At 39.9% G+C, this 26,006-nt stretch carries 21 protein-coding genes and 1 riboswitch; of the genes, 10 read left to right on the forward strand and 11 right to left on the reverse strand.

Annotated elements, in window-relative coordinates; translation table 11 throughout:
• Positions 1 to 778: 778 nt before the first annotated feature.
• From H5200_RS19910 to H5200_RS19925, 4 genes are all read right to left on the reverse strand, one after another.
• Positions 779 to 1,252, reverse strand: a complete 474-nt coding sequence (locus tag H5200_RS19910; RefSeq protein ID WP_182762323.1) for a hypothetical protein — start codon at positions 1,250 to 1,252, stop codon at positions 779 to 781.
• 444 nt (positions 1,253 to 1,696) lie between these two features.
• Positions 1,697 to 2,176, reverse strand: coding sequence for a zinc-ribbon domain containing protein (locus H5200_RS19915; RefSeq protein WP_145242286.1), 480 nt, complete (start codon positions 2,174 to 2,176; stop codon positions 1,697 to 1,699).
• 5 nt (positions 2,177 to 2,181) lie between these two features.
• Entirely contained in the window at positions 2,182 to 2,586 is a 405-nt protein-coding gene (locus tag H5200_RS19920; protein WP_182719137.1) for a biotin/lipoyl-containing protein, read from the reverse strand.
• A 134-nt stretch (positions 2,587 to 2,720) separates the two neighbouring features.
• Positions 2,721 to 4,043 carry a sodium-dependent transporter gene (locus H5200_RS19925; protein WP_145242282.1) on the reverse strand — a complete coding sequence of 441 codons (1,323 nt, stop codon included), beginning with the start codon at positions 4,041 to 4,043 and terminating at the stop codon, positions 2,721 to 2,723.
• A gap of 153 nt (positions 4,044 to 4,196) precedes the next feature.
• On the opposite strand from H5200_RS19925, the gene H5200_RS19930 reads away from it, so the two are divergent.
• On the forward strand, positions 4,197 to 4,940 hold the full coding sequence (locus H5200_RS19930) for a 4'-phosphopantetheinyl transferase superfamily protein (protein ID WP_182762325.1): 744 nt from the start codon (positions 4,197 to 4,199) through the stop codon (positions 4,938 to 4,940).
• Here the strand turns inward: H5200_RS19930 and lysC are convergent.
• Positions 4,917 to 6,320 (reverse strand): lysine-sensitive aspartokinase 3, encoded by a 1,404-nt coding sequence (gene lysC, locus H5200_RS19935; RefSeq protein ID WP_182762327.1) that lies wholly within the window; start codon positions 6,318 to 6,320, stop codon positions 4,917 to 4,919. The genes H5200_RS19930 and lysC overlap by 24 nt on opposite strands.
• A gap of 77 nt (positions 6,321 to 6,397) precedes the next feature.
• Positions 6,398 to 6,569, reverse strand: a riboswitch (Lysine riboswitch).
• A gap of 114 nt (positions 6,570 to 6,683) precedes the next feature.
• The gene (gene nhaD / locus H5200_RS19940) at positions 6,684 to 7,931 is read right to left on the reverse strand and encodes a sodium:proton antiporter NhaD (protein ID WP_145242276.1); all 1,248 of its coding nucleotides are present in this window, start codon (positions 7,929 to 7,931) and stop codon (positions 6,684 to 6,686) included.
• A gap of 178 nt (positions 7,932 to 8,109) precedes the next feature.
• On the opposite strand from nhaD, the gene H5200_RS19945 reads away from it, so the two are divergent.
• The 4 genes from H5200_RS19945 to H5200_RS19960 all read left to right on the forward strand — a co-directional run bounded on the left by H5200_RS19945 (position 8,110) and on the right by H5200_RS19960 (position 13,433).
• Positions 8,110 to 9,390, forward strand: coding sequence for a hypothetical protein (locus H5200_RS19945; protein ID WP_182734337.1), 1,281 nt, complete (start codon positions 8,110 to 8,112; stop codon positions 9,388 to 9,390).
• Positions 9,391 to 9,395: 5 nt separating this feature from the next.
• Positions 9,396 to 9,941 carry a condensin complex protein MksE gene (locus tag H5200_RS19950; protein WP_149982697.1) on the forward strand — a complete coding sequence of 182 codons (546 nt, stop codon included), beginning with the start codon at positions 9,396 to 9,398 and terminating at the stop codon, positions 9,939 to 9,941.
• Positions 9,941 to 12,718, forward strand: a complete 2,778-nt coding sequence (locus H5200_RS19955; protein WP_182762330.1) for an ATPase — start codon at positions 9,941 to 9,943, stop codon at positions 12,716 to 12,718. Before H5200_RS19950 ends, H5200_RS19955 begins: the two co-directional genes overlap by 1 nt.
• A gap of 169 nt (positions 12,719 to 12,887) precedes the next feature.
• Positions 12,888 to 13,433 carry a DUF4136 domain-containing protein gene (locus H5200_RS19960; RefSeq protein ID WP_145242267.1) on the forward strand — a complete coding sequence of 182 codons (546 nt, stop codon included), beginning with the start codon at positions 12,888 to 12,890 and terminating at the stop codon, positions 13,431 to 13,433.
• A gap of 55 nt (positions 13,434 to 13,488) precedes the next feature.
• Here the strand turns inward: H5200_RS19960 and H5200_RS19965 are convergent, their stop codons facing one another.
• Both H5200_RS19965 and H5200_RS19970 read right to left on the reverse strand, forming a co-directional pair.
• Entirely contained in the window at positions 13,489 to 13,875 is a 387-nt protein-coding gene (locus H5200_RS19965; protein WP_182762332.1) for an SMI1/KNR4 family protein, read from the reverse strand.
• Positions 13,876 to 13,952: 77 nt separating this feature from the next.
• Positions 13,953 to 14,465: a peptide-methionine (S)-S-oxide reductase gene (locus H5200_RS19970; RefSeq protein WP_182740673.1), complete on the reverse strand. Its 513-nt coding sequence runs from the start codon at positions 14,463 to 14,465 to the stop codon at positions 13,953 to 13,955.
• Positions 14,466 to 14,668: 203 nt separating this feature from the next.
• Here H5200_RS19970 and H5200_RS19975 point away from each other — a divergent pair, with 203 nt between their 5' ends.
• Entirely contained in the window at positions 14,669 to 16,525 is a 1,857-nt protein-coding gene (locus H5200_RS19975) for a TonB-dependent siderophore receptor (RefSeq protein WP_182762334.1), read from the forward strand.
• 44 nt (positions 16,526 to 16,569) lie between these two features.
• On the opposite strand, the gene H5200_RS19980 is transcribed toward H5200_RS19975, so the two are convergent.
• Complete coding sequence (locus H5200_RS19980) at positions 16,570 to 16,833, reverse strand: YkgJ family cysteine cluster protein (protein WP_145242261.1); 264 nt, start codon at positions 16,831 to 16,833, stop codon at positions 16,570 to 16,572.
• A gap of 126 nt (positions 16,834 to 16,959) precedes the next feature.
• Here H5200_RS19980 and H5200_RS19985 point away from each other — a divergent pair, with 126 nt between their 5' ends.
• Both H5200_RS19985 and H5200_RS19990 read left to right on the forward strand, forming a co-directional pair.
• The gene (locus H5200_RS19985) at positions 16,960 to 18,132 is read left to right on the forward strand and encodes an efflux RND transporter periplasmic adaptor subunit (RefSeq protein ID WP_182762336.1); all 1,173 of its coding nucleotides are present in this window, start codon (positions 16,960 to 16,962) and stop codon (positions 18,130 to 18,132) included.
• 3 nt (positions 18,133 to 18,135) lie between these two features.
• Entirely contained in the window at positions 18,136 to 21,315 is a 3,180-nt protein-coding gene (locus H5200_RS19990) for an efflux RND transporter permease subunit (RefSeq protein WP_149982707.1), read from the forward strand.
• Between the two features lie 189 nt (positions 21,316 to 21,504).
• Here the strand turns inward: H5200_RS19990 and H5200_RS19995 are convergent, their stop codons facing one another.
• Positions 21,505 to 22,443: a LysR family transcriptional regulator gene (locus H5200_RS19995; RefSeq protein WP_182719153.1), complete on the reverse strand. Its 939-nt coding sequence runs from the start codon at positions 22,441 to 22,443 to the stop codon at positions 21,505 to 21,507.
• 124 nt (positions 22,444 to 22,567) lie between these two features.
• On the opposite strand from H5200_RS19995, the gene H5200_RS20000 reads away from it, so the two are divergent.
• Positions 22,568 to 23,224: an NAD(P)H-dependent oxidoreductase gene (locus tag H5200_RS20000; protein WP_182762338.1), complete on the forward strand. Its 657-nt coding sequence runs from the start codon at positions 22,568 to 22,570 to the stop codon at positions 23,222 to 23,224.
• 72 nt (positions 23,225 to 23,296) lie between these two features.
• Here the strand turns inward: H5200_RS20000 and H5200_RS20005 are convergent, their stop codons facing one another.
• Positions 23,297 to 23,581 (reverse strand): hypothetical protein, encoded by a 285-nt coding sequence (locus H5200_RS20005; protein WP_145242251.1) that lies wholly within the window; start codon positions 23,579 to 23,581, stop codon positions 23,297 to 23,299.
• A gap of 844 nt (positions 23,582 to 24,425) precedes the next feature.
• On the opposite strand from H5200_RS20005, the gene H5200_RS20010 reads away from it, so the two are divergent.
• Positions 24,426 to 26,006, forward strand: a 1,581-nt coding sequence (locus H5200_RS20010; protein ID WP_182762340.1) for a methyl-accepting chemotaxis protein, incomplete at its 3' end; no start/stop codon positions are given.

Here is a 26,006-nt window from a genome sequence, read left to right on the forward strand (position 1 = left end):
ATGATCTTGTAGTGCATGACTATATTACTACTTGCTTACAACATATTGCAGAGCAGCCAGATAACCTTGAGCCACTTCTGCCTTGGAACTTTAGCAAAGCTAGGTGTCGTTAGCTATACGCTTACACTCGTTTTTGGACAAAAATGAGTTAGAGTTAACGGGCTGCTCTGTGCTGTGAGCGGTCATTGGTAACACTTGCCGTAAACGGCACAAAATTGCAGGCTAAAATTGGCGACGAAGGAGCACAAGCTCACTGTTTTGTGTCCACGGTTTAACGGCCTTGTTAGGCAATGTGTTACGCATGTGGCTCAGTTGGGTAACTATGTGTAATGCAACTATGGCTGCATTTTTCACAATCTGCCGAGATAACCAGCTTATAGTTGATGAAATACCCAAGAATATTGAGCAATTTTGGCATGTACTTCACAAAGAAGCGTGCAAGTATAAAATACAAAATAACTACAGATACTAAAGACCTTAATAGTTCAGGGTTTGTGTTTACACCTGCCAAAATTGAACCAACGGCGCCGACAAACAGTGATGTTACTCCATAAACTATCGCAAACAAAATTGCAACGAAAGGAATGCAAAGAACAAACAGCCCGAAACAATCTAACAGACTAATTTTAAATTCGATTTTCCGTTTAGGTTTATTTCCACAGACACTATATTTCATCTAGTTGCCTAACACCCGCCTAACACGCAATGTGTTGGCGTGGCTTTTTGCGTTGTTTGCCAAAACCATGACAACTAAACATTGTCGGAGTTAAGGCGCTTGTTAGGTGCACTTTATTAGCTGCACTGGTGAATTACAATACTCTAAATTCCCTATTAATTCGTTATTATCTGGATAGTTAGGGCAATAACCGATATTGACAGACTGAACGCTGCCATTTGGTTTCATCTCGACATCGACAAAAGACGCAACAAGCTGGTCTTCTAATTGACGGCTCCAAGTAAAGTGATAATTGGTATTGTGTGATTTTAGGAATGTTCTATCAGGCACATTAAATTTACTTGTAAAAGAAGTTAAAGCCACACTCTGATTTTTTACATTTATTCTCGCTGAACGTGCTGTCCAAGAGAACGGCCAAGATCTCGTGATATCGACAGCTATGTTGCATTCGCCAAGCTCAGAGGTACGCGATAGTCCAGAGATTACCTCTGCATATTCGATGTTCTTTAAACTACTCGAACCCGCTTGGCAGAGCCAAATAAAAAGAATAACTATTGGAATCAATTTACGATTCATAATGGATACGCCTCACGTCCTTTGCTCCTAACAATTTTATAGTGCGCACGTCGCGCATCTTTCTGCCGATATCACGCTCATGTATTAATAAATCATTTTTAGCAAATAACTTAACTCATTGCCAGCTGTAATTTTTTCTTGCTACTAAATGTTATAAGAAAGAAGAAAGTGCGCTCACCGCTCATTTTCATGAATATATGCGCAAAGAGCAGTTTTACTAATCAATTAACGACGATATTTAGCCACTTTCAATGACTGGTTGGACTCACAGCTCAAAGCAGCCCTTTAGTGCAATTATGTTAACTCATCTTGGGGCAGAAACGAGTTACGCCTGAAGGTCTGATTTTGGCACATCTGTGACAGCCAGACTTGATTGAGTCCTATTTATCGGTTCTGACAAATCAAGTTAAGACGTAATCACATAGGTCCCTTAAATACGTCTACTTACATTTTACGGATAGCATTTATTTTATTAATCTTTTTGATCACTCCTGACTCAAAAAGTTGCTGCGCGCTGGACTTGAGCAATTGAGTTTCCTCAAGCGTTATATGCTCTTTAATGATTAAGTTTGCATAGATAATTTGCAACTGGTTTATTGCACGGCTTTTCTTTCTGCATTCAAAGCACTTGATCGCATGTGCATCAATCCAAAACTTTAATTCTTCAAACCAATATTGCTGCTCTTTAGCAAAAAATATAAACGCTCTATGACAATCGACACATTGCTCTTCTATATCAACATAGAGTTGCCTTGGATATAAACTGTCACATTGTTTTTCGATAACTGCGGGGATTGCCGTCTCAGGAAAGTAGCGAACACTTTTATACCACCAAAAGGCATTCTCGATTTCTTGCTTTGTATAACTATTACCAGAGAGGATTGGCTCGCTGCCATATCTTGGGTGGTTTACATAATTGGTCATCTTAGCTATTTACCCAGCACAAAAAGGATGGCTAAAGCGCCGACTGCTAGAGCAATAATTAAACTTTTATTTAGTTTACTCAACCAAGGAGAAACAATAACGTCATTTTCTGAGTCGTTTACTCGCGGTTGAGGCTGTTGAGCTGTTGGTCTTGCTGGCAGTTCGCTGTCTGCAAGCTGCTGCAAAGTCATTACAACCTGTTCAGGATTAACATGGTCGCCATTTGCAATCGTTATATTCTCAATAATGCCACTGCAGTCGGCCATTATTTCTAAAACAACCTTTTCAGTTTCAACATCAAATAACACATCACCGGCATAAACGAGTTGGCCTTCACTAACATAAAGTTTAGCGATATCTGCTGTGTTTATTGAGTCTGGAAGCGTGGGGACTTTAACATCTATGTTCATAATTCCTCCTTGGATATAATACCAATCGACTTAAATATTTAACCATTCTAGTGAGCTAAATGGTCAGTAACTTAAAACGATTGGTATAACACTATGTATTAACAATTAAAACTAAAAAACTGGCAGCTAAATTATCAACCAAACGCGACATTAGCGAACACGGCGGTCATCAGTATCGGACACACATAACGTATGTACTGAGCAAACCAATAACGCATGCCACTTGCAGCCTCATTTAATTGATTACCACGGCGCCACAACCACCCTACAGTGATAAAGTAAAATAAGCCCATAAGCGGTAATTGATACTGAGTCAGTACCATGATCACTAAACCAAATAGCCAATCAAAATTGAAAATAATCAACGATGACGCGGCTAAAACCGTTAAGCTGACTAAAAACGTCGCTTTTTTACGCTCTACTTGATGGTTTTCAACTAAAAAAGCCACTGGAATTTCAGTTGATGAAATAGTCGATGTGAGTGATGCAATCGACATAAGTACAAAAAACAGTAAACCAACCAATAAGCCAATTTCGCCCATAGTATTAAATAACTGCGGTAGAATTGCGAAAATTAGTTGCCCTTCTCCCACTAATTTTCCATCACTAAATACTTGCACGCCATTGTGCTGCGCCACGTAAATTGCAGGAATAATTAATAAACCCGCTAAAAAGGCAACCCCTGTATCAAGTAACGCTACCGACGCGGTTAACCGCGGCAAATTAGCATCAGGCTGCAAGTACGAGCCATAAATCATCATACAACCGACACCCAGTGACAGTGAAAAGAACGCCTGCCCCATTGCCGCAATAATTAAACCTGGGTCGAGTATTTGGCTAAAGTCTGGCACTAAATACGCAGCAAAGCCTTCACTTGCGCCATCAAGCGTGGCTATATAAGCAATTAGCACAACGAGTAACACCAATAGCATCGGCATTAACCGTCGCGACCATGTTTCTATGCCAGATTTAACACCTTTGAGAATAATACTCGCAGTGAGGATCAGCATCAGTGGTGTAAATACAAAATTACGCGCCATCGAATCCGTGTGTAAAAACGCACTGACGGTGGTAAATCCAAAAAAGCTAGCAATGGGTTCAAGGGCATAAGCAAGCATCCAACCTGCAACAATTGAGTAAAAGCTCAGCATCACAATCGCACCGGCTAAACCTAAATAACCAGCAGCAGCGCCTACTTGCGGTGCTTGCTCTTGCCATGCTTGTCTAAGTGCTTTAACCGGATTAGCTTGCGCTTTATGACCTAAGTACAACTCAGTGTATAAAGCTGGCAAGGCTAAAAAAAAGATAACTATAAAATAGACTAGTAAAAACGCGCCGCCGCCATGATTTGCCGCTTGCGTGGGAAATCCCCAAATATTACCTAATCCAACTGCAGCGCCAGAAGCTGCTAAAACAAAGCCAAGGCGGCTTTGAAAACCATCACGCAATTGTGCCATACATCTACAAATCTGTTATTATTTTTCATTATTGTGAATTAAACCATATTTAACTCTCACAGAGTAATAAATTTGCCTTGGCTTAATTAACCAGCGCACAACCGCACAAAATATAAACATGTTTGTTCTTTTATCACTTTAATTGTGGATTTTATGCCTGCGTTATTTTTTCAACAGCAACTCGTTATCACCAAACACAGCGTGCAGCCGTTCAATGCGAATACTATTTTATTATTTGACGCCCAGCTGTTAAATGTCGATGAATTCGATTTAAACGCACTATTAAGCCCATTTGAACTGACGGTTATCACCCGTAGAAAAAGTTACAAAGCCAAGCAAGAATATTTAGCCACTCGGCTACTGCTTAAGTATTTGGTAAAACGAACGATGCCACAATTTCGTGAGCTAGCAAATAACCATATTAGCTCTGAATTTGACCAGCAAAGCAGTAAATTACTGCTACATATAACTGACCGTGACACAGTATTGCGTAGTTGTTTATCCCACTCTAATGGTTTTGTGGGTGCTGCATTAAATGTAGAACGAATTGAATTTGGTTTTGATATTGAAAAAATAAACCTGAAGCGCCCATTTGCAAAGCTCGCTAAGCATTTTTATCATCTTGATGAGGTAAATTTAATAACGCAAGATCAGCAAAGTGCAGAACGATTTTTTAGAATATGGACCTTAAAAGAAGCACTTGCCAAAGCCACCAGCCAACCAATTGCAAAATTACTCAGCCCCAATGTATTTACTGAACTTGAGCGAGCAAATTTAACAGCGCTGAGTTGTCAATATAATGAGTTTGATATCAGTGTGGTAAGTGACAAGAGCACTGACTGGCAGTGCTCTGTGGTAAATTCTACCGCCCAATTACGCGGCGTTTTGAACTTCTAATAAACGGCTGTGGATCGCTTGCACAACAAAGTCTGACTCGCTGTGCTCCACTAAAAAGCACAGGTTATGTTTACTTGCGCCATGACAAATTAAGCGAATATTAAAATCGCTTAATACATTCATTAAGTTAATTTCTTGCTGACGTAATTGAATTTGTGAACCAATTAATGCCACTAAGGTTAAATTGTTCTCAACCGACACGTGGCAAAACTCCGCTAACTTATCAAGGCATTCTTGATCAAGCTCAGGACGCGAGGCATTTGGCGCATTATCTAAAGTAATTGCAACACTTATCTCTGAGGTAGTTACCAAATCAACCGAGATATTAAACTCACTTAAAATTGTAAACACGTGAGCTAAAAAACCACTAGCCAAAAGCATTTCGGGGCTTTTTAAGGTTAACAATATTTGATTTTTACGCTGCGTGACAGCACGAATTCCGGGGATTTGTGATTTCTCACGTTCGATCCAGGTACCACCACGTTCAGGCTCACGGCTAGAACCAACAAACACACTAATATGGCTGCGGCTCGCAGGTAAGATAGTTGCCGGATGTAATACTTTCGCCCCAAAGGTAGCCATTTCGGCCGCTTCATCAAAACTTAAACGCACAATCGGCGTAGCCTTAGCACATAAGCGCGGATCGGTGCTAAAAATGCCCACGACATCAGTCCAAATGTGCACGCTTTTAGCGTTTATAGCTTCGGCCAGTAATGCCGCACTGTAATCTGAACCACCACGACCAAGTGTGGTAGTTTGACCATGCGCGTCGCTGCCTATAAAGCCTTGAGTTACAATAACCTGTTCAGCTAATAACGGAATTAAATGCTCTTTTGCGGCCATTGCTGTTGCAGCTACATCTGGGGTTGCTTTAGAAAACTGGCTGTCGGTTTTTAATACCTGTCGCACATCAAAACGCACCGCATTTAAGCCATTTAAACGCAGTACCTGAGTAAATAAATAGGATGATAAACGCTCACCAAAGCTCAATAACTCATCATGTTGTTGCTTTGATTTTAGTGGCTCACTGGCAAGTGACTTAAAAGCTTTAATGGTTTCATCAAAGCCATGAGCTAAATCAGCATCCAATGACAGCTCATTTAAAATAGCTTCTTGAATAGCAATAACGCCAGCAATGTTCTCATTGCGCTCATCTGCTGATAAATCTTTTTTACATAAGGTCACAAGGTGATTAGTCACTCCTGCGCTGGCACTGACGGCCACTACTCGTACGTTGTTATCGGCTACAATAATTTCACTGCAACGGCTCATCGCTTCAAAGTTAGCCACACTGGTGCCACCGAACTTTGCGACTACGTAGTCTGATTTTTGATTTTGTGCTGACTGTTGCAAGTTAGTTGCAGCTAATTGGGTATTCATGTCGTCTCCTTTTGTGGCATTCATACCACGATAAAACAAGAAGAACTTGGCAAGGGGGTGCTCGATAAGAAAAGTCCACTGCCAGAAGCTCTCCACCTAATTGGTGACAGTTTTGAGGATTCAGCCCCATAAACCGAAAAACCACTGTGACGTCCAGTTGCTTTCCTCGGCGAGTACTTCCCTCCTTAATGATTACAGGCATACGTCGCCTAACATTAAGTACCTAAGTACCGCACCTCTTCTGAATGTTAGATTAATTACTTAAATTATTAGCAATTAAATAACAAAACCCGCTATTAAGCGGGCTTTGAAAGTTATCGTTTAGACGTCTAGCTGTCAAGTTGTTTTAAATAATAAAAGCAATTAAATAAAGCTACCAGCTAAATACGATCCCATATAACCAATTGTATAAGCGATTAATAAATACACCGACATACGTAAATAACTCATAAAGGTAAGCGCTTTTACTTTACTCATAGCGATAATACCGGCAGCCGAGCCAATAATAAGCATGGACCCCCCCACCCCAGTTGCATACGTAAACGACAACCATTGTTGTGGACTCATCACTATTTCAGCTTTAAGTAACGCAGCCGTTAGTGGTACGTTGTCAACCGCAGCTGATAATATACCCATTAAATAATTAGCGTATTGTGCTGGCATTAACTCGTAAAGGTGAGTGAACTTACTGAGCATACCGACTTCTTTCAGGGCGCCTACAAGTAATAATACGCCAACGAAGAACAGCAAGGTGTCGTATTCTATTTCGCGAATATAATCGATGATTTTTTTATTCACATCTTTTTTGCGCATTAAAAATTGCGCTACTAAAAACATCAACGACAAACCAAATAAGAAAGTTAACAAAGGCGGCACATGATAAAGCACGCTTAACGTTAATGTCCCGACAATCGTTGATAAGAAAATCACTGCAATAGTGATATCTGTTTTCTCAATGCGACGGTCCTCTTGTTTGGTAAACTCAACTTGGCCGTTGAGCCCAAATGACAGCATAATGGCCAATAGCGCCACGCTAAATAACGCAGGCACAACCAACAATAGCAAGTGACCAATGGTAACTTTGTCATCAAGGAAAATCATCAAGGTAGTAACATCACCGGTAATTAACGACACTCCGCCCGAGTTCACACTAAAGATGATAAGCGTAGCGTATTTAATTAGCTTTTTCGGATCGAGTTTTAACGACATCACCACCGCAAGGGAAATTAATGTGGCTGTGATATTGTCTGAAATCGACGAAAATAAGAAGGAGAACCCGCCAATCAAAAACATCAGTTTGCGTTCGCTAATAGCACTGGGCATTATCTTATGCACAATATTTTGGATAAAACCTTTGGAGTTCAAATAGGCTACAAAGGTCATTGCAGCCATTAAAAACAACCAGAGTGTGGCAATCTCTAAAATATTGTGGTCAAGTTGATGTTGTACGTTTTCGGGGCTTTGCCCGTGAAGCGGCGAGATAAATAAGATAATCCAGCATAAAGTACCAAAGAAAAGCGTGGTTTTGGCCTTGTTTACATGGATAATATCCTCTATAACGATGAGCACGAATGCTAGCGTTATCAGGGTTAGGATAATTGCAGTTACCATGGTGTTTGAACAACCTTTATAAAAATGTAAAAATTGTATGTTATGAGCCGCAGGACGACACGGCGCGCAGTCTAGCACCAAAGAATGTGTAAAACTATTGTCAATTTGCTTTTCTACGACTAATCGCTGAGGCCTAACAAGCCGGCTTTACAAGATAAATTAGGATTTTTGGAGTTTTATGATCCCAGCTAAAAAGTTGCTAAATACCCTAACAGAGCACTGGGGAATGTTAGAGCTGCTATTTAAACGTTTTAAAATGGCTGATTTCAGCCTAAAAGACGTGCAAAATGCGATCAAACAAAAACAACCTACGTGGTCAAATGAGCGCATTTACAAAGAAACCAACCGCCTTTTAAACCAAGATATTATTATTCCCTTGGCTAAATCGTCACAACTTGAAATTAACCGTGCAATTGCAGATTTTGCCACTTTTTTATTGCAGGAAGAACATTTAGGCTTGGCGCAAGAAATTAGCGTGCTGGTTGAAGATTTAGCCCGTTTGGGTAACCGTTTAGACAATGCCGGTAGTATTGAAGACTACGACGAGATGCGCCGTTTTAGCCGCATTATGGATGATCGGGTGCGTAAAATAATGAAACTATTTGCCCACAACGAAAATGCCATTTTAAATATTGTAGAACAAGCAAAAGCTAATAATGCGGTGCAATCATTACAAAAGCGTTATCAAGCGGTGATTGAAGCGTTTGATGAATACATTGAACCAATGCTTGAAATGGTTGATATTCGTGGCGATTTTCATGCTTGTTTTAATACCATCGAAACACAAATCAGCACGCAAATCGAATATATTGAACGCAGCGGTAAAGCTTATCAAGATAAACGCATGCTTGAACGATTACGTACCCGAATTTTAGAAATGCATTTAGTTGGTCGCGAAAGCCTGCGTAAAAGTGCCGATATGCTAATGCCACTGCGTGAAGAGTTGCGCCGTAATAATATGATCACTCGTCAAGCAGCTAAAGTACTTGGTTTAGTACGTAAAAATGGCGTTGATAATATGCTCAGCGCCGTACAACCACATTTTGTCTCTGACACGCAGCGATTCTCATTGGGGCAACAGCGCCATATGGTCGCTTATATGGCTGCACTTGTTGAGTTTGAACACAGTGAATACGAACTTCCTGATCAACAAGATGTACCTGCTTTTGTTACGCCCAATATTCCAGATTACAATAATGTTAAAGCAAACTTTAAAAAACGCTTCAATGCTAAACGTAAAAAGCCACAACCATTATTGACCTTTTTAGAGCAAAGCTACCCCGACCTTGAAGCCGACGAAATGCTGTTTTTATATCAAAAGCTGGTAAGTGACACCGATATTGAAATCAATCAAAGTGATGAGAAAATGCGCGTGAAAATTGCCGGGCAACATTTTTCTCTTTTCCCTTTTAATTCTAAGCCTGTTGACCCTCAGCAAACACCAACAGTGGATGAGTAACCGTTATGACACAGATAAATTTAGATGAACTTAGTCATCTACAAGCAATTAATAAAAAATTAGTCACCGGCTATCACATTAGCGAACAAGACACCGTAATGTGGCAAGAGCTTGATCAACAAATTGATCATTACCGCGCATTATTCAGCGCCCTTGGCCACGATTTACAACATGACAGCCGTGGTTTTTATTACTTTGCCAGTGATGAAAGTACACCCAATATGGGGAAAATTTCCCGCGCGATTGCCTTAACCATTTATATCTTAATTGAGCACTATGCAAACTCAGGTAAAGACCCAATGCGTGCCTTATTTGATGAAGTGAATGATTTAGAACTGATGCAAACTTTAGTGCAAATGAACAAGCACTTATTTGATCAACTCGAAATTTTTTCAGGATCAGACCTACGTAAAGACGTGTACTTACGCATGATTCGACTTGGCCTTGCCCGTGAAGTAGAAGGCGGCTTTATGCTGCAAGCACCTATCTACCGTTATATTGATGCCTTAATGGAAGTAAACGAAGAAACCTATATTGGAGAGGACGAATAATGAAAAACCTATACGGCCTCAGTAAGCTGGCATTATTAAACACCGCCGGTTATGCCAAATGTGTGATCCCGCTTGATAAAAGCAGCTCAATTTGTGCACCAAATAACACCGGTAAAAGCTCGGTGATCAATGCTCTGCAATTTCCGCTTATTAATGATTTACGCCTAACAGAATGGGACGGTCATGATTTAGACGAAACCCGTAAATTTTATTTTTCGTCAGATCAATCCTATATTTTACTCGAAGCCGACCTACCCCATGGCCCGGTGGTGATTGGTGTAGCTGGGCTTGGTAAAATTGCCGGTTACGCACATCAGTTTTTTTGTTACCAAGGCAAGCTTGATCTTGAGCAGTATACTCAAGGTAAAACCATCATTAAGTTCACTAAACTGTTTAATCATTTAAAAGAGCAAGGCTTTAACCCTATTGAGCTTAAAGCGCAAGAGCTCAACGCACTATTAACGGGTGGTGCCACGCCATTTGATGGCGACATTAACTTAAAGATGATCCCGCTTAACAACGTGCAAGATTCGGCAATTTATAAAGAAATTTTCCGCCGTATTTTGAACCTGCATAAATTAGGCGCTGCCGACGTAAAGCGCTTTATGTTACGCGTATTTGAACGCCACATGTCAAACTCAAAGGTCGATTTTTATGAAGTATGGCGTCGCTCCTTTGATAAAGTAAACCGCGCAAAACGTGAGCTAAAAGCACTCGAGTCGATGCAAGAGCCTATCTGCGCCCTTGAATCAATGCTTGAAAACCAAACCGTACTCAAAGGTAAATTAGCCGCATACGCCCCCAAAATTGACCAAGCATTAATCGATTTTGATAGCTACCAAGAGGCGCAATTGAGCGAGCTTAATGTTGCCCTTGAAGACATTGAACACGAAAAGCACGAGTTTGAACAAAAACAACAACTTTATGTACAACAATCGCGCGATATTGAACGCAGGCAAACACAAATAGAGCAATGGTTTTTAGACTTTGGTGCTCTAAAATCTGAATTTGAATTGGTTAACATGGCAACCTTAAAAGTAAGCCTTGGTCAATTAAAGCAAGATTACGAGTCACTATCGCATTCTATCAACAGTGCACAAGGGCAAAGCCTGCATACTCTTGATTACCGTATTAGTGAAACACAAAAGCAGATCAAAAGCTTAAAGCTACAGCTTAAAAATCTTGAGTTTAATTTATTTACCCGTATGCGCGAGGATTTATCACTTAAAGAAGTTGAAGAGATCTCGCGTATTCTAAACCCTGACATTCTGTCATTTGCCACCACCAGTAATGGTGATATAGATATCACTGATGAAGATGCCTTTGGTGCATTTTTAGAGCAATTATCAGATAACGTGAAAGGCGGCGTGCTTACCCTGCCAGGCGCGACCATCAAGCTGAAAAAACTCTCACCGGTGCAGATGCAAAGCGGTGAAAATAAAGAGCAACTTACTGCGCAACTCAGCGCCCTAGAACAGTCACTCAATGAATTTAAGCAACAGCGTGATGTGGCCGCCAATGTGGCCGACAAACAAAAAGAAAAAGATGCCTTATACGATGAACTCATGGCAGCAGAAAGCGCACTTAAACGCTTTGAACAATTCCAGGTTATGCTGCAATCTATTGATGCACAAACACTCTTAAAAGAGCAATTATTGGCTGAACGCGAGCAAGTTGATAGCTACTTACAAGATATTCAAAATAACAGCGGTTCAATTAGTGATCGACGCTCGATTATTAAATCGAAAAAAGATTTAATTTCACGCCAAGCCGAGCGCCTACGCCAAGTGAAATCTGAACGAATTGACCACACGCTGGATTTATATAGCGGTAAAGTCACCCCGTATATGATTGATGTGCAAATTGACTTTGATAATCTCAGTGACTTAGTTCATCACTTTAATAAAGATTGCCAAGAGCTGCGTAATTTTGATATCAACGTTCGTAATACCTATTTGCATATTTACAATGCCGGTATTACCAAATTTGATAACGAAAATAACGAGTTTAGTAAATACCAGAAATTGATTGGCGCGTTCCATAATATTGATAACGAACGTGATGCGGTTGAACGCCAAGCCCGGGTTGCACTCACAGAAGTAGCCGCGACGATTAAGGGACTGCGTGAAGATTTAGACAGACTGCGCCGTGAAATGAACAGCTTCAATAAAGGCATTAGTCAGCATCGTATTTCAAACTTACAAGCATTTAAAATTAACGTGATACCACGCAAAATGTTGGTTGATAGTATTGATACCATAATCAGTACCTCAAATCAGTTTGAACAAGGTGATACGCTGGATTTACTCAGCCAAGAACCCTACAGTGAAAGTGCTGTCAACGAAGCAAAAGATCACTTAATTAAACTTGCCTCTGATAAAGCCGGTTTAACCCTTACTGACTTATTTGATATTCGCTTTGAAGTAGTAAACCGTGCAGGCGAAACCGAGCATTTTGAAAAAATTGATTCGGCTGGCTCAAACGGTACGCGTATCACCATAAAATTATTATGCGGTATGTTGTTTATCCGCTACTTATTAAGCGACCAAGAGCAAAACTTATACCGCATCCCGATTTATATTGATGAAGCGGCCGATATCGATCCGCAAAATCAAAAAGCAATTATAGAAACCGCACTCAGCTTTGGCTTTGTGCCAATATTTGCCTCGGTGAAACCACAAATTAGCTGTGATTATATTGTGCCAATTCGCTCCGTTAAAGACGGCGCCCAGAACTGGGTAGATGAAAAGGATTGGATAGAAGTAGAGCATGAATAAGACAATAGCCACGTTTGTGTAAATTAATGCATCATTCAGTCAAGGACGACTAAACTAATTAGTACTTATCATGTACACAAATTACAGGTAAAAAATAACATTTCCTTGAATTAATTCTATGTTATGTTATCAAACGAATAGTAATTAAATTTGCCAAGGAGCAAACTCCATGAAAAATATACTAATTGCAGCTGCTGTATTACTACTAGCAGCGTGTGCAAAAACGCCTGATATTGACTACGACAAATCTGTGGACTTTGGTAACTACAAAACATTTGCTTGGTTTCCACAAGCGACCTTGGCTGACGCTGGTAACTATCAAATCAGTCCATTGATGGAAAAACGTGTGCGTGAAGCGGTAAATGCACAATTACAAGCAAACGGTATGACACCTGCCGATGAAGCATCAGCAGATGTATTAATTAACTATCATGCCTCTGTTGATACTAAAGTTGACGTTGATACATTTAATGTAGGTTACGGTGCACGTTGGAACTACTGGGGCATGGGTTATAACACGCAAACAACAACCCATGAATATGATGTGGGCACTTTAGTGATTGATGTTGTTGACCGTGCCTCTAACCAGCTTGTTTGGCGTGGTGCTCGTGAAGGTCGCCTTCAGAAGAAACAAACACCTGAAGAGCGTAACAAAGCAGTACAAGAAGCCGTTGCAACAATTTTAAGTGGTTTTCCACCAGAAAAACTAAAATAACACTTTAAATTAGCATTCAAAAAAGCTCACTATTTAGTGAGCTTTTTTGTAAGTCTTATGCCTCTTTTAGCACATTCGCCACAAATTCTGTGAACGAATTGGCTATAGGACTAGTAAAGCTAGCATTGTATACATTGCTTGTATCGGGTCTAATATAAATAGTACCATCTATATCGTTTGAAAAGACCATAAGAAACCCATATCTAAAATGTTCAGTGTGCTTATTTTGTTCGTAAATATCTAAACGTTTTATCTCAGGGTTAATCCCATAAATAGGCTCATCAAATATTTCTGCATAATTTAAGTTTACCAGGTAATCAAAAAAATCTTTTGGTAAATCAATATTTAATCTTGCTTCTAGATCATAAACTTTTTTTCTTGCTTGGCCTTGGCCTTGGCCAACTACACTAGAATGATCTTTCAACATTTCTACTAGATTCATAAGTCCTTCTTATAATTAATTATACATAGCATTTTTTATGAAAGTTAAACTATGCAGGTTTATTAAATTAGTAAATGCTAATCCGCCTTATATTTATGCAGTAAATCTAGCGGTATATGGCAGTAATCATCTGGATGATTAGTTAGTCGGTCTTGGTGCTCAGCATCACTGGGGACATAATTTGTTAGCGGTTTAACCTGTACAGCTATTTTGTCGGCATCATCTCGTTGGCTGATATAATCGCTTGCTAACGTTAAGTGACTTTGCTCTTCACTATAAATAGCCGTGCGGTATTTTTCACCCACATCATCACCTTGCTTATTAATACTGTATGGGTCAATAATTTCAAAGAAATAATCAATTAGTTTATTAACCGTGACAGCATCAGTATCAAAAATGACTTTGACACACTCTGCATAACCATCGTACTCACTTTGTGTATTATCACTTGTACCATTAGCCCGCCCTGCTTCTGTAATAACTACTCCGGGTAAGTGCTTCATAAACTCTTGCACGCCCCACAAACACCCTCCCGCAAAATAAATAGTTTGCTGGCGAGCATAAAAGTTAGCTGGTTGTTTTTCATTCATAGAGGGACCTAATATATTTAACAAGCAAAGACAGTGTAATGCTTTCATTTTAAGAATGATTATCAAATGCAGTTTTTTCGAATTAATGTACAATAGCGCCAAAAATCGTGACTGTTTAATTTTGCTATTTTATCACGCTATAAAAAAGTGTTACGACTTTAATTTATAGCGCAATCGCACATAAAGAATATGAGAAAAACAACATGAACCGTACCTCGCACCTTATTATACCCGCAGTACTTGCCAGCATATCAAATGTTGCTTATGCGGCAGATGACTCTGAAGAATCGACAACCATTGAGCAAATAACAATCGAGGCATCCCCTACAGCAAATACGTTACCAGTAGGTACCTTTGACTCACCTATATCAAATTTAGAGTATGACCCTCGTGTTGATTTGCAATCGCGTAACATGGCAGAAGCACAAGCTGATGTTACTATTCGTGGCGGTATCTTTGAAAACACCGGTTTTAGAGTCGGCAGTGCTACTTTACTCGATCCGCAATCAGGCCATTATTTTGCAGAAATTCCTATTGCACCACAAATGCTCACTGGCGCAAGTGTATTGACCGGTGCTGATAATGCACTTTACGGTGTAAATAGCTCAGTAGGTACTGTGTCGTTTGGTTGGAAGCCAATTACCACTGGTGGCAGTGTATCTGTAGGTGTAGGCACTAACGACTTTAATTTACAGAGTGTTCATGCTGGTAAAAGTATCCCTTTAGATACAATCGCCGATTGGCGCCTAGGTTTTGAAGGGGAATATTCTCATTCACAAAGCGATGGCTCAATTGATTTTGGCGATCATGATTTTAATCGCGCTACAGCTCGTGTGCAATTAACGAGTGCAGATTCACAAACTGATTTATTTTTTGGCTCACAAGAGAAATTTTTTGGCTGGCCGAACCTCTATACCCCATTTGGCGTGAATGAAACAGAAGACTTAGAAACGCAACTGTTAATGCTTAACCATAAACAAAGTTATGCAACAAACAGTGAGTTTGAAGTATCGGCTTATTATCGAAAAAATAACGACCATTATATTTACTCTCGTGAAAACCCAAGCGCGTTTGAAGCTTTTCACGAAACAGAAGTTAAATCATTCGCCATCTCCGGGCGACATGCTCAAAACGATGTGTTCTCACTAAACTACTCAGCACAATTTATTGAAGATTCCATTGAATCAACCACGCTTGAGAATAACTTTACTTCGCGTAACTATTATAAAATCAGTGTATTGCCAGAATACACTGTGGCTCTTGAGAACAATCAGCAGCTAACAGTGCGTTTAGGCGCAGCCTTCGATGATACCAACCGCGATGACTCACAATTATCGCTGATAGGTGATATCACATTCAATACAATTAATAGTAACGCCACTGAGCGGACATTTTATTTATCCTACGCTGAGGCCAGTCAAGTTGCAGGTTATACTGCTATTGGTGGCAATGACTCTGGTGGATTGTTTAGAAGTAATTATAACCTTGAGCGTGAAACCACCAAAAACTTAGAACTGGGTTTATTACTAGAACAACAAAGTTGGCAGCTTAATTCGGCTATTTTTTACCGCCAAGATAATAACTTAACTGACTGGACATTTAGCTTTGATTCAACCTCAGCGCGTTTTGCCGAACCAGTTGATATTGATACCGCTGGCCTTGAATTTTTAGCCACTAAGCAATTTGAAAATACTGAAATTATAGCCAGTTACACCTACCTCCATAAATCAGAAACCTATGGCTCGCCAGATGTCGATGCAAGCTTTTATGCCTTAAACTTCCCTGATCACCGTTTAACTCTTGGTGCTGTATGGAGCCCGACGGATATATTAGAGTTTCGGATTGATAATGAATGGCGTAAACAGCATAAAAATGCGCTGCGACGCTCTGATGATGAAGCCTTGTTTACTCAGCTGACGTTAAAAGTAACGCCACCGATACTGCAAAACTTCTTTATTACCTTAGCAGCAGATAACCTTTGGGATGAATCATTTGAGGAAATTCCAGGCACACCTGGGCGCGGTGAGCAATACACACTAACTGCAACTTATAGCTGGTAAATAAAAAATATGTATAAAAACCGCATTTTTAAGATGCGGTTTTTTTATGTCATTTGTTCAAGCTCGGTAATTAATTGCAGCGCTTGCGCATTCGTTGTTCCACACACATCAATCGTCGCACTAAAATCACTGCATACTTTTGGCCGCCTTTCATCACCAAATAACTTACATAAATTGTTGTTATCTAACTGAATACAGCGCTCTCCTGCTTTTTTGCCATTAGGCATCCCCGGAATTGGTGAGCTAATACTTGGTGCGATACAACAAGCCCCACACCCGAGTCGACACGCCATTGGTGATGTATTCATCTTTGCCCCTTTTGTAATCTATTTCGCTAATTTGTTAATTGTGTAATGACTTGTTACATCTTAATACGCCTTGTAAACACTTTATTCATTATAATTGCTGTGTCACCTAATTATGAGGAAAGCCCAGTGGCTACTAAAAAACAAATAATTCTACCTATTGCCGTATTAGTCGCCGGTGTAGGTCTTGCTGTTGCGTTTTCAGCAATGAAACAACCGCCAGAAGAAAAGCCAGCACAAGATACACGCCCTCTGGTATCAGTTAGCGCAGTTCACCTTGATGCAATTACGCTAGACGTAAAATCCTATGGTGTAGTAAAAGCAAAAGATCACACCCCACTGGTTGCGCAAGTAAGCGGTCAAGTGGTATTTGTCTCTGAGCAATTTGTGCAAGGTGGATTTGTCAAACAAGGCGATATTCTAGCACGAATAGATCCAAATGATTATGAAGCAGCGTTAATTGAAGCCCAAGCAGGCATGGCGCAAGCCAGCTCTGATCTAGAAATTGAACGAGCGCAAGCTCATGTAGCACAGGCAGAGTGGGATCGAATAAAAGACGATTCAAATCAAATGATCCCATCTCAATTATATTTACGCAAACCACAATTAGCCGAAAAACTAGCGCGTTACCGTGCAGCACAGGCGTCTGAAAAACGTGCAAAACGTAATTTAGAGCGCACATACATAAAAGCGCCTTATGATGCGATTATTTCTGAACGTGCAATTAGTTTAGGCAGCGTAGTTAATCCTGGAAGCCAATTTGGCGCTCTCAGTTCAACCTTAGTGGCTGAAATTCGCCTTCCTGTGGCAGATAAAGAATTACAATACCTAATCGATAGCGGTATCGGCGCGAATGTAACACTCAGTGCAGACTATGCTGGTAAGCCAACTACTTGGCAGGCAAAAATTGTCCGCAGCGAAGGTGTTATTGATCAAAAAAGTCGTATGAGCTATTTAGTGGCGCAAGTAAATACACCTTATGACAGTGAGCAACCGCTGCGCTTTGGCTCTTATATCAATGCGACCATTTCTGGCCGCGAGCTTGATAATGCGATTATCGTTCCTCATCACTTAGTGAAAAACGGTAAAATAGTGGTAATGAATGATGATTTAACCCTTTCGTTCAAACCTCTTAATATTATTAGAGAGCAAAATGGCATGGTCATCGCTTCACAAGGCTTAAATGATGGTGAGCAATTGATCACCTCGGCTTTAGATTTCCCAACTGAAGGCATGCAAGTAAAGCTAAATGACTCTGATAAACCTGCAGCTGCAACTCAACTTGCACTGAAAGAGGAATAGAGCATGACCATCCATAGCGAAAAAGGCTTAATTGCCTGGTTTGCTCGCAACCCTGTTGCAGCAAACCTATTAATGATTTTTATTTTAGTGGGTGGTATTTTAACCGCGTTTTCTATTCGCAAACAAATGTTCCCACAATTTGAAAATAACTGGATCAGCGTCCAAGCTGTCTACCCAGGTGCTGCCCCACAAGAAGTAGAAGAAGGCATCACCATCAAGGTAGAAGAAGCTCTCGAAGGCCTAGAGGGTATTAAACGGAAGATTACTTATTCAAACCGCGGTTATTCTCAAGCGTGGATCGAAATTGAAGAAAAATATGATACTAAAGAAGTGCTCGATGAAGTAAAAATGCAGGTTGATGCAATCAACACCTTCCCTGCAGACATGGAGCGTCCTATTGTGCGCCATGATAAGTTTGAGCAAGAAGTAATGATCCTCGCCTTATACGGTGACATGAGCAATTATCAGCTCAAAGAACTTGGCAACAATATCAAAGACGAACTGCAAGCACTGCCACAAATTAACTTAGTTGAATTTAATGGTGGCCTTGATTATGAAATTGGTATTGAAGTTAGCCCTGATAAACTTCGTGAGTATGGTTTAACTTTTAGAGACATTGCGAATGCAGTGCGTGCTTTTTCAGCCAATATGTCTGCAGGTCAGATTCGCTCTGAAAACGGCTATATTTCGATGCGGGTTGAAAAACAAGCTTACCGAGGGGATGAATTTGCCAAACTGCCATTGATATTACTACCAGATGGTGCACAAGTGTATTTAGGCGATGTAGCAACCATTAACGATGGCTTTGCAGAAGGCTTACAATACTCTAAATACAATGGTAAAAATTCCTTGTCGTTTGAAGTAAATGCCTCAAAAGATCAAGATATTACCAAAGTTGCAAAAGTTCTTAAGCAATACCTTAATGATAAAGCAGGTCAACTTCCAGCGGGTGTTAAACTCACGCCGATTGTCGATTTAACCTACTACCTAGAGGGTCGATTAGACATGATGATCGACAACATGGTGTGGGGTGGTCTATTGGTTATGGTGGTACTTGCGCTATTTTTACCCCTACGCTTAGCATTTTGGGTGATGATGGGTTTACCTGTGTCATTCCTTGGCGCGTTTTTAATGATGCCGATGGGCTTTTTAGATGTCACCATCAACTTAGCATCACTATTTGCCTTTATATTAGTGCTAGGTATTGTGGTTGATGACGCCATCGTCGTAGGTGAATCAGCCAGTGCTGAAATTGAAAAACATGGCCACTCTCTTGATAACGTAGTACGTGGTGTTAAGCGCGTCGCAATGCCTGCCACCTTCGGTGTCTTAACTACCATCGCTGCTTTTTTACCGCAAACTTTAGCAAGTGGCCCTGGTGCTGCGTTTTCAAAAGCCATTGGCGGGGTTATTATCCTGTGTTTGATTTTCTCTCTGATTGAATCAAAACTTATTTTACCAGCCCACATAGCAGCAATGAAACACCGAGAACCAAATCCGAAAAACCCATTACATCGCCTCCGTAAAGTGATGGATGGCGGTTTAAAACGGTTTGTTGATAACTATTACACGCCATTTATTGGCCATTGTATTCATTATCGTTATACCGTAATTATTGGTTTTATTTGTGTATTAATTGTCAGTGCTGGGATGTTTGCCGGTGGTTTAGTGAAGTTTGTAGCGAACCCTAAAATTCCTCATGACTTTCCACGTATCTCAGTCGAAATGAACTTAGCATCGTCTGAACAAGCAACCCTAGAAACCGCGCAAAAAATAGAGCAAGTTATTATCAATGTTGATAAACAACTTAAAGAGCAATATGGCACAGCTATGGTACGCGATCTTTCCGTTAGCTTACGTGGACGTACCGATGCCAGTATTATGGCAGTATTAATTGATCCTGAGTTACGCCCTATCGATACCTTTGCATTGAGCGCACTATGGCGTGAACAAATGCCTCCTTTACCGGGCGTGAAAACACTAACCATTCAAGACAGTATTATGAATGGTGGTCGAGACGACGGTGATGTGAGCTTCCGCCTAGAAGGAAAGGATGCCAAACAACTAAAAGAAGTAGCAGCAAAACTTAAAGAAAAACTCAACACCATGGAAGGTGTGGGTGATGTAAATGACTCAATGCAAAGCGCTACAGATGAAGTACAGCTTGACTTAAAACCACTGGCGTACAGCATGGGTTTAACCCTTGCCGATGTTGCCTCACAAGTCAGCTTTAGTTACTACGGCCTTGAAGCACAGCGTATTCTACGTGACGGCGAGGAAGTGAAAGTAATGATCCGCTACCCTGAAGAAGCTCGTAACTCGATCAGCGATATCGCCAGTGCTCGTATCATTACACCTAGTGGCGCAGAAGTACCTTTGGCTGAAATTGCCGATGTAAAACTGGTTGATGGTGTAAACCGTATTCGCCGCGAAAACTCAAAGCGTACTGTTAACGTATGGGCAGCAGTTGATACCGACCAAGTTGAACCTTTTGCCATTGCTGAAGAAATACGTGATGAGTACTTACCGGCACTACTAAAGAACTACCCAGGTGTACAAAGTAGTGTTGCTGGACGTATTCAAGAAGAAATGGATAGCGTTGCTGAGCAAGTGCGTGATTTTGCACTTTCAATGATGATTATCTTCGCGTTATTGGCAATCCCACTACGCTCATACTCACAACCATTGATTATTATGTCAGTGATCCCATTTGGGGTTATTGGTGCCATGTTTGGCCATATGATTTTAGGCATGACAATGAGTGGCTTATCAATTTTCGGGATCATTGCTGTAGCCGGTGTTGTTGTGAACGATTCATTAGTAATGGTGGACTTTGTTAATAAAGCACGTGCTGATGGCGTAGCAATAAAAGACGCAGTAATGCAAGCTGGTGCACGTCGTTTTAGAGCGATTATGCTCACCTCAATCACTACCTTTATTGGCGTGTTACCAATCATTATGGAAACCAGCTTACAAGCTAAAATTGTCATCCCAATGGCAGTATCATTGGCCTTTGGTGTGTTATTTGCCACGGTGATCACGCTGATCCTGATCCCATGTCAATATGTCGCACTAGAAGATGCTAAACGATTAATTCGTAAATGGCGTGGAAAAGAAGCGCTGGTAGATGGTGAATCAATTCATAGCAAAGTGAATACTATAATAAACCGCTCACCTTTATAAAATTTGATATCCCAACCAACTAGCCCGAGCTGTATACAGTTCGGGCTTTTTTATTTGAATCAAAAAACGTTGAAGGAATTATCTTTAAACGAAATCGTAGAAAATATAAATAAAAATGCCTCTGCAAAAAAATAGTCAATCCCTTTTGATGTTGAATTGACTGATTTTATTGCAGAGTGTGTTAGGTAATTAATTTTCCAGAACACTAGGTTCAAGTATACCTTTATCAATTAGTTGGCTTATCATCGTACGTGCTTTTTCTCTGCATACATCACGCAATAAACGCACTGCAGGCGTTATTGATTGACGGCTTGGACAAATTAACCACAGCTCACCACAGGTATGCTGGTAATTATTCATCACTGTAACTACCCTATCGTGAAGTAGATCATCAGCAATATCTAATGCCGATTTTACGGCAAGCCCTTTGCCAGCAACACACCAGCGCCTTACTAAATCACCATCATTAGAGGCGCGCTTGCCTTGCATTTTTACTTTGTATTTTTTTTGTCCGTCGGTGAATTCCCACACGTTATTGATAATATCTTGCAGTTGATAAAATAACCCTTGATGCTGTGCTAAATCATCTGGGTGCATAGGCGCACCATAGCGTTTTATATAGTCAGGTGAGGCGCATAACAAACGTGGAATATTACAAATTTTAAATCCGTAAACATTGGCATCAGTTGGCGAGCCATAACGCAGTGCTATATCCACCGAATCTCGGTAGAAATCCACGTTACTATCACTAATATGTGTGCGCAGGCTCACCTTCGGGTAACTATCCATAATTTCATCAATCCAAGGGATCACTAAATTACGGCCAAGATCAGAAGATAATGCAACCCTTAACTCACCTTCAATCTCATCATGTTCGCCTTTTAGGTTCTGCCGAGCTTGCTCAAGTATCGCTATTGCTTGCTCACACTGTGGGATATAGCGCTCCCCTGCGGCAGAAAGCCTTAGATGACGTGTTGTGCGCACAAATAGGTCTACACCTAATGTTGATTCCACCCGTTTGATAGCAGCACTGGCGGTTGCTGTACGCATATCAAGTTTTGCCGCTGCAAGGGTAATACTTTTAAATTCAGCGACTTTCAAAATAAGTTTTAAATCGTCAATCTGCATATTATCTAAATATATTTGATAATGATTCAATAATTATGCTGTTTATCAAAAGTAATGCAAGCGCTATCATCTGCCTCATTCAACGGCTTTGATTAAATAAAGCTATTCGCTACAGGAACCAATTATGACACACCCGATTATTACCGACTTAGAAGCGCGTTACACAGCAAAAAAATATGATGCAACTAAACGTGTATCGGCAGAAGATTTAGCTGTGATCTATCAAGCCATGCGTTTATCTCCGTCATCAATTAATTCGCAGCCATGGAAATTCATTGTTATTGAGTCTGAGCAAGCAAAACAACGTATGCATGATACTTTCGCTAACAAGTTTCAATTTAATCAGCCGCATATTAAAACTGCATCACACATTATTTTGTTTGCTTACAACCCGAAATACACCAGAGAAGATTATGCAAAAGTGATTGACACTGATATCGCCAATGGCCGTACGCCAGCAGAAAATCGCGAGCAAGCCTTTGGCGCATACGCATTTGTTGACTTAAATACTGACGCATCTGGCAATAATGCCGCATGGACCAAAACACAAGCTTACCTTGCACTTGGTAATACTATGCATGCTGTTGCGCGCTTAGGTATTGATTCAACACCAATGGAAGGCGTAGATAGCGAGCTAATTAGTGAACTTTTTGCGGATGAGTTAGATGGTTATATTTGTGAAGTCGCACTTGTCATTGGTTATCACGAAACACAAACCGACTATAATGCTAAGCTTCCAAAATCACGTTTGAGTCAAGATCAAATTATTCAAGTGGTTTAAGTTTTACATTACCGGTTAAGAAGAGCCTGTTACAGGCTCACTTTAACAAGCTTTTTTGCATTATAGCCTCTGCTATGTGCTCTCTTTAGCAGCTCCACAAACAATTTTTTCTTCGCCAAGATGATATATATTATTTATTGCTACATAGGCGCCAGATACAACGCCTGTAATAGGGACTAATAATATCCCACTAATTGAATAGTAGGTATTGGTATCCTCAAAGCCATTAATTATTTTCAATGTCTTACGGTCAGAAGATATTTCACATTTATTAACTGCTGACATGTCCTTAGTTGGTACAACGATACAGCCTGATAACATCGTCAAAGTAAAACATATAGTCGTAACTAATTTCATCTTGTAACATCCTCGTTTTTAATTGTCATATAGAAACCATAAAAATTAATATTTATAGATTGTTGGGTAACTATCTTATAAATACTTTACTAAACAAAGTATGCGCTCCACGCAACCTGTTAGTAAATAATGGTAAAAAATTTTTATCTAAGAAAACCGCTTTTTACAGGCTTGCCTCCATAACTCCCCGCAAACCTTGCACATATAAATCAAGCTTATAGGTTCAATTTTCACTAATAAACATGCACATCAGACACAATACTATGCACCGTTTTATATTGAGGAAACTTATCTAAAATTTTCTTGCAATAACAATAGCATAGATGGGCAACTTACTTTAGCAGTGATTCTGTTAAAGAAATCAAATAAAAACCAATAAAGAAACTATTAATTTAACAAAGGTAATGAATTGCAATCAAATTGTAAGCAGTAATGTATTTAGAAAAGTAACTTATTCAGTTAATTATTATATTTAATTCAGGTATAGAAACAACGTCAAACCATAGTATATAATAGTACAATTAAAATTAACTTTGATAAAAATCAAATTTAGATGTCTTAAGTATGGCTGTTACGACTCATATTAATTATTTTTATATGGAGCCTAAAACCCGTAAAATCTAATTACAAAGCATTAAAAAAGTATTTTTGTACAATGTTACTTTTTAGGCTAATTAAAGAGTTTTAAATAGATCAATGACAACCACATTACTAGATCACACTCATTTAAAAGTATCATTGAATGATATTTAGAACTGATCGTTATCAGTACACAAATCCACCCGGTTATTGCAGCATGCTATTAAATACTGCAATAAATATAAAATATTTATATAGGTACACGATGATCAGAAATATAAAAATAGGCATGCGCTCAGCCTTGGCATTTGGGATTTTGGGTTTGATTACTCTGATTCTAGGGGTATTTTCCATTATGCAATTATCAAAATTGAACTCTATATCAGATGTCATTAGCCTGCATCGAATTCCAGCACTCACAACAGCGGTTGAGTTAGAACGATACTCAATGCATACACAGCTATTGATTACTGAACTTTCTGACACTAAAACTCAACAAGAACGAAATGATATACAACGACAATTAGACAAAGAAGAACGTGACTATAAAAGTGCAGAAAAACGCATGGCAGCTTTAGTTCGTTCAGATGAGGCGAAGAGGCAACTTGATAACGTTATAAATTTGCATGATGAATTTACTGCAACATTTACTAAGTTGTTTCGACTTTATGAGCAACAAAATGAAGAGGAAGCGTTAACTTTTCGACGTAAAAAAGTTATGCCAGCTGCTGAGCTGTTAATATCTGAATTAGAGAAATTATCTCAATATCAAATTCTTCGAGCTAATCAGATAAATGATGAAGCAACGCAAACATACCTTAATTCAAAAGCAGCACTTATTAGTGGCATTGTGATTACTTTAGTGTTGCTTAGTGTTATTGCTTTCTTTTACAGCCGCAGCTTAACACTCCCGTTACGTTATGCTGTTGCAGTTGCAAGACGCGTGGCCAAAGGCGATTTAACTGAAAGAATTAATGATTCTCACAGCGATGAAGCGGGTGAAATGCTTCAAGCATTAGCTGACATGCAAAATCAATTACGCGAAACACTTTCACAAATTGGTGGGTCGTCTCAGCAACTGGCTACAACCTCTGAACAGTTAACGGTTGTGACTAACCAGTCTACACAAATTGCAACCCAACAAAGAGATCAGCTAGAGCAGGCAGCTACGGCGGTTAATGAACTAACAGCAGCCATTGAAGAGGTTGCGCGTAGTGCAAACTCTACGAGTGACAATGCTGAGGTTGCGGATGAAAAAGCACAGTTAGGCCAGGCTAAAATAAACGAAACCATCAAAACAATAGGTTCATTGGTTTCAGAGATCCAAAACTCAGCAGCTGGTATTACCACCTTAGCCGCAAATATAAAAAATATAGAGTCAGTACTTGATGTGATTAGAGCGATAGCAGATCAAACGAATCTGTTAGCGTTAAATGCCGCTATCGAAGCTGCACGCGCTGGAGAGAGTGGTCGCGGTTTTGCTGTCGTAGCTGATGAAGTAAGAGCTCTTGCTCATCGAACACAAGAATCTACTAAAGAAATTGAGCAAATGATTCAGACTGTTCAGTCAGAGACAAGCCAAGCTGTTGTGAATATGAATAACAGTAATCAACTAGCTGAAGGTACGCTGCTGATAGCAAATGATGCAGGAGCGGCATTTAGCGAAATAACCGGTTTGATAAGTCAAATTAGTAATCAAAATATAACTGTTGCTAGCGCTGCTGAAGAGCAAACAACCGTTGCAAGAGAAGTAGATAAAAATTTAGTTTATATTCGCGACTTATCAATTCAAAGCTCTGATGGTTCGGAACAAACGAATGCTTCTAGTACTGAGCTTGCAAAATTA

Source organism: Pseudoalteromonas sp. SG43-7, assembly GCF_014164295.1.
In the GTDB taxonomy this organism is placed as follows: Bacteria; Pseudomonadota; Gammaproteobacteria; order Enterobacterales; family Alteromonadaceae; genus Pseudoalteromonas; species Pseudoalteromonas rhizosphaerae.

What these genes read in the sequence shown, in the direction of transcription:
- H5200_RS19925 (WP_145242282.1), bottom strand. Translation starts at nt 4,043, where the DNA reads ATGGCACAATTGCGTGATGGTTTTCAAAGCCGCCTTGGCTTTGTTTTA.
- nhaD (WP_145242276.1), bottom strand. Translation starts at nt 7,931, where the DNA reads ATGGTAACTGCAATTATCCTAACCCTGATAACGCTAGCATTCGTGCTC.
- H5200_RS19930 (WP_182762325.1), top strand. Translation starts at nt 4,197, where the DNA reads ATGCCTGCGTTATTTTTTCAACAGCAACTCGTTATCACCAAACACAGC.
- H5200_RS19970 (WP_182740673.1), bottom strand. Translation starts at nt 14,465, where the DNA reads ATGAATGAAAAACAACCAGCTAACTTTTATGCTCGCCAGCAAACTATT.
- H5200_RS19990 (WP_149982707.1), top strand. Translation starts at nt 18,136, where the DNA reads ATGACCATCCATAGCGAAAAAGGCTTAATTGCCTGGTTTGCTCGCAAC.
- H5200_RS19950 (WP_149982697.1), top strand. Translation starts at nt 9,396, where the DNA reads ATGACACAGATAAATTTAGATGAACTTAGTCATCTACAAGCAATTAAT.
- H5200_RS19960 (WP_145242267.1), top strand. Translation starts at nt 12,888, where the DNA reads ATGAAAAATATACTAATTGCAGCTGCTGTATTACTACTAGCAGCGTGT.
- lysC (WP_182762327.1), bottom strand. Translation starts at nt 6,320, where the DNA reads ATGAATACCCAATTAGCTGCAACTAACTTGCAACAGTCAGCACAAAAT.
- H5200_RS19980 (WP_145242261.1), bottom strand. Translation starts at nt 16,833, where the DNA reads ATGAATACATCACCAATGGCGTGTCGACTCGGGTGTGGGGCTTGTTGT.
- H5200_RS19920 (WP_182719137.1), bottom strand. Translation starts at nt 2,586, where the DNA reads ATGAACATAGATGTTAAAGTCCCCACGCTTCCAGACTCAATAAACACA.
- H5200_RS19965 (WP_182762332.1), bottom strand. Translation starts at nt 13,875, where the DNA reads ATGAATCTAGTAGAAATGTTGAAAGATCATTCTAGTGTAGTTGGCCAA.
- H5200_RS19995 (WP_182719153.1), bottom strand. Translation starts at nt 22,443, where the DNA reads ATGCAGATTGACGATTTAAAACTTATTTTGAAAGTCGCTGAATTTAAA.
- H5200_RS19955 (WP_182762330.1), top strand. Translation starts at nt 9,941, where the DNA reads ATGAAAAACCTATACGGCCTCAGTAAGCTGGCATTATTAAACACCGCC.
- H5200_RS20005 (WP_145242251.1), bottom strand. Translation starts at nt 23,581, where the DNA reads ATGAAATTAGTTACGACTATATGTTTTACTTTGACGATGTTATCAGGC.
- H5200_RS20000 (WP_182762338.1), top strand. Translation starts at nt 22,568, where the DNA reads ATGACACACCCGATTATTACCGACTTAGAAGCGCGTTACACAGCAAAA.
- H5200_RS19945 (WP_182734337.1), top strand. Translation starts at nt 8,110, where the DNA reads ATGATCCCAGCTAAAAAGTTGCTAAATACCCTAACAGAGCACTGGGGA.
- H5200_RS19975 (WP_182762334.1), top strand. Translation starts at nt 14,669, where the DNA reads ATGAACCGTACCTCGCACCTTATTATACCCGCAGTACTTGCCAGCATA.
- H5200_RS19910 (WP_182762323.1), bottom strand. Translation starts at nt 1,252, where the DNA reads ATGAATCGTAAATTGATTCCAATAGTTATTCTTTTTATTTGGCTCTGC.
- H5200_RS19915 (WP_145242286.1), bottom strand. Translation starts at nt 2,176, where the DNA reads ATGACCAATTATGTAAACCACCCAAGATATGGCAGCGAGCCAATCCTC.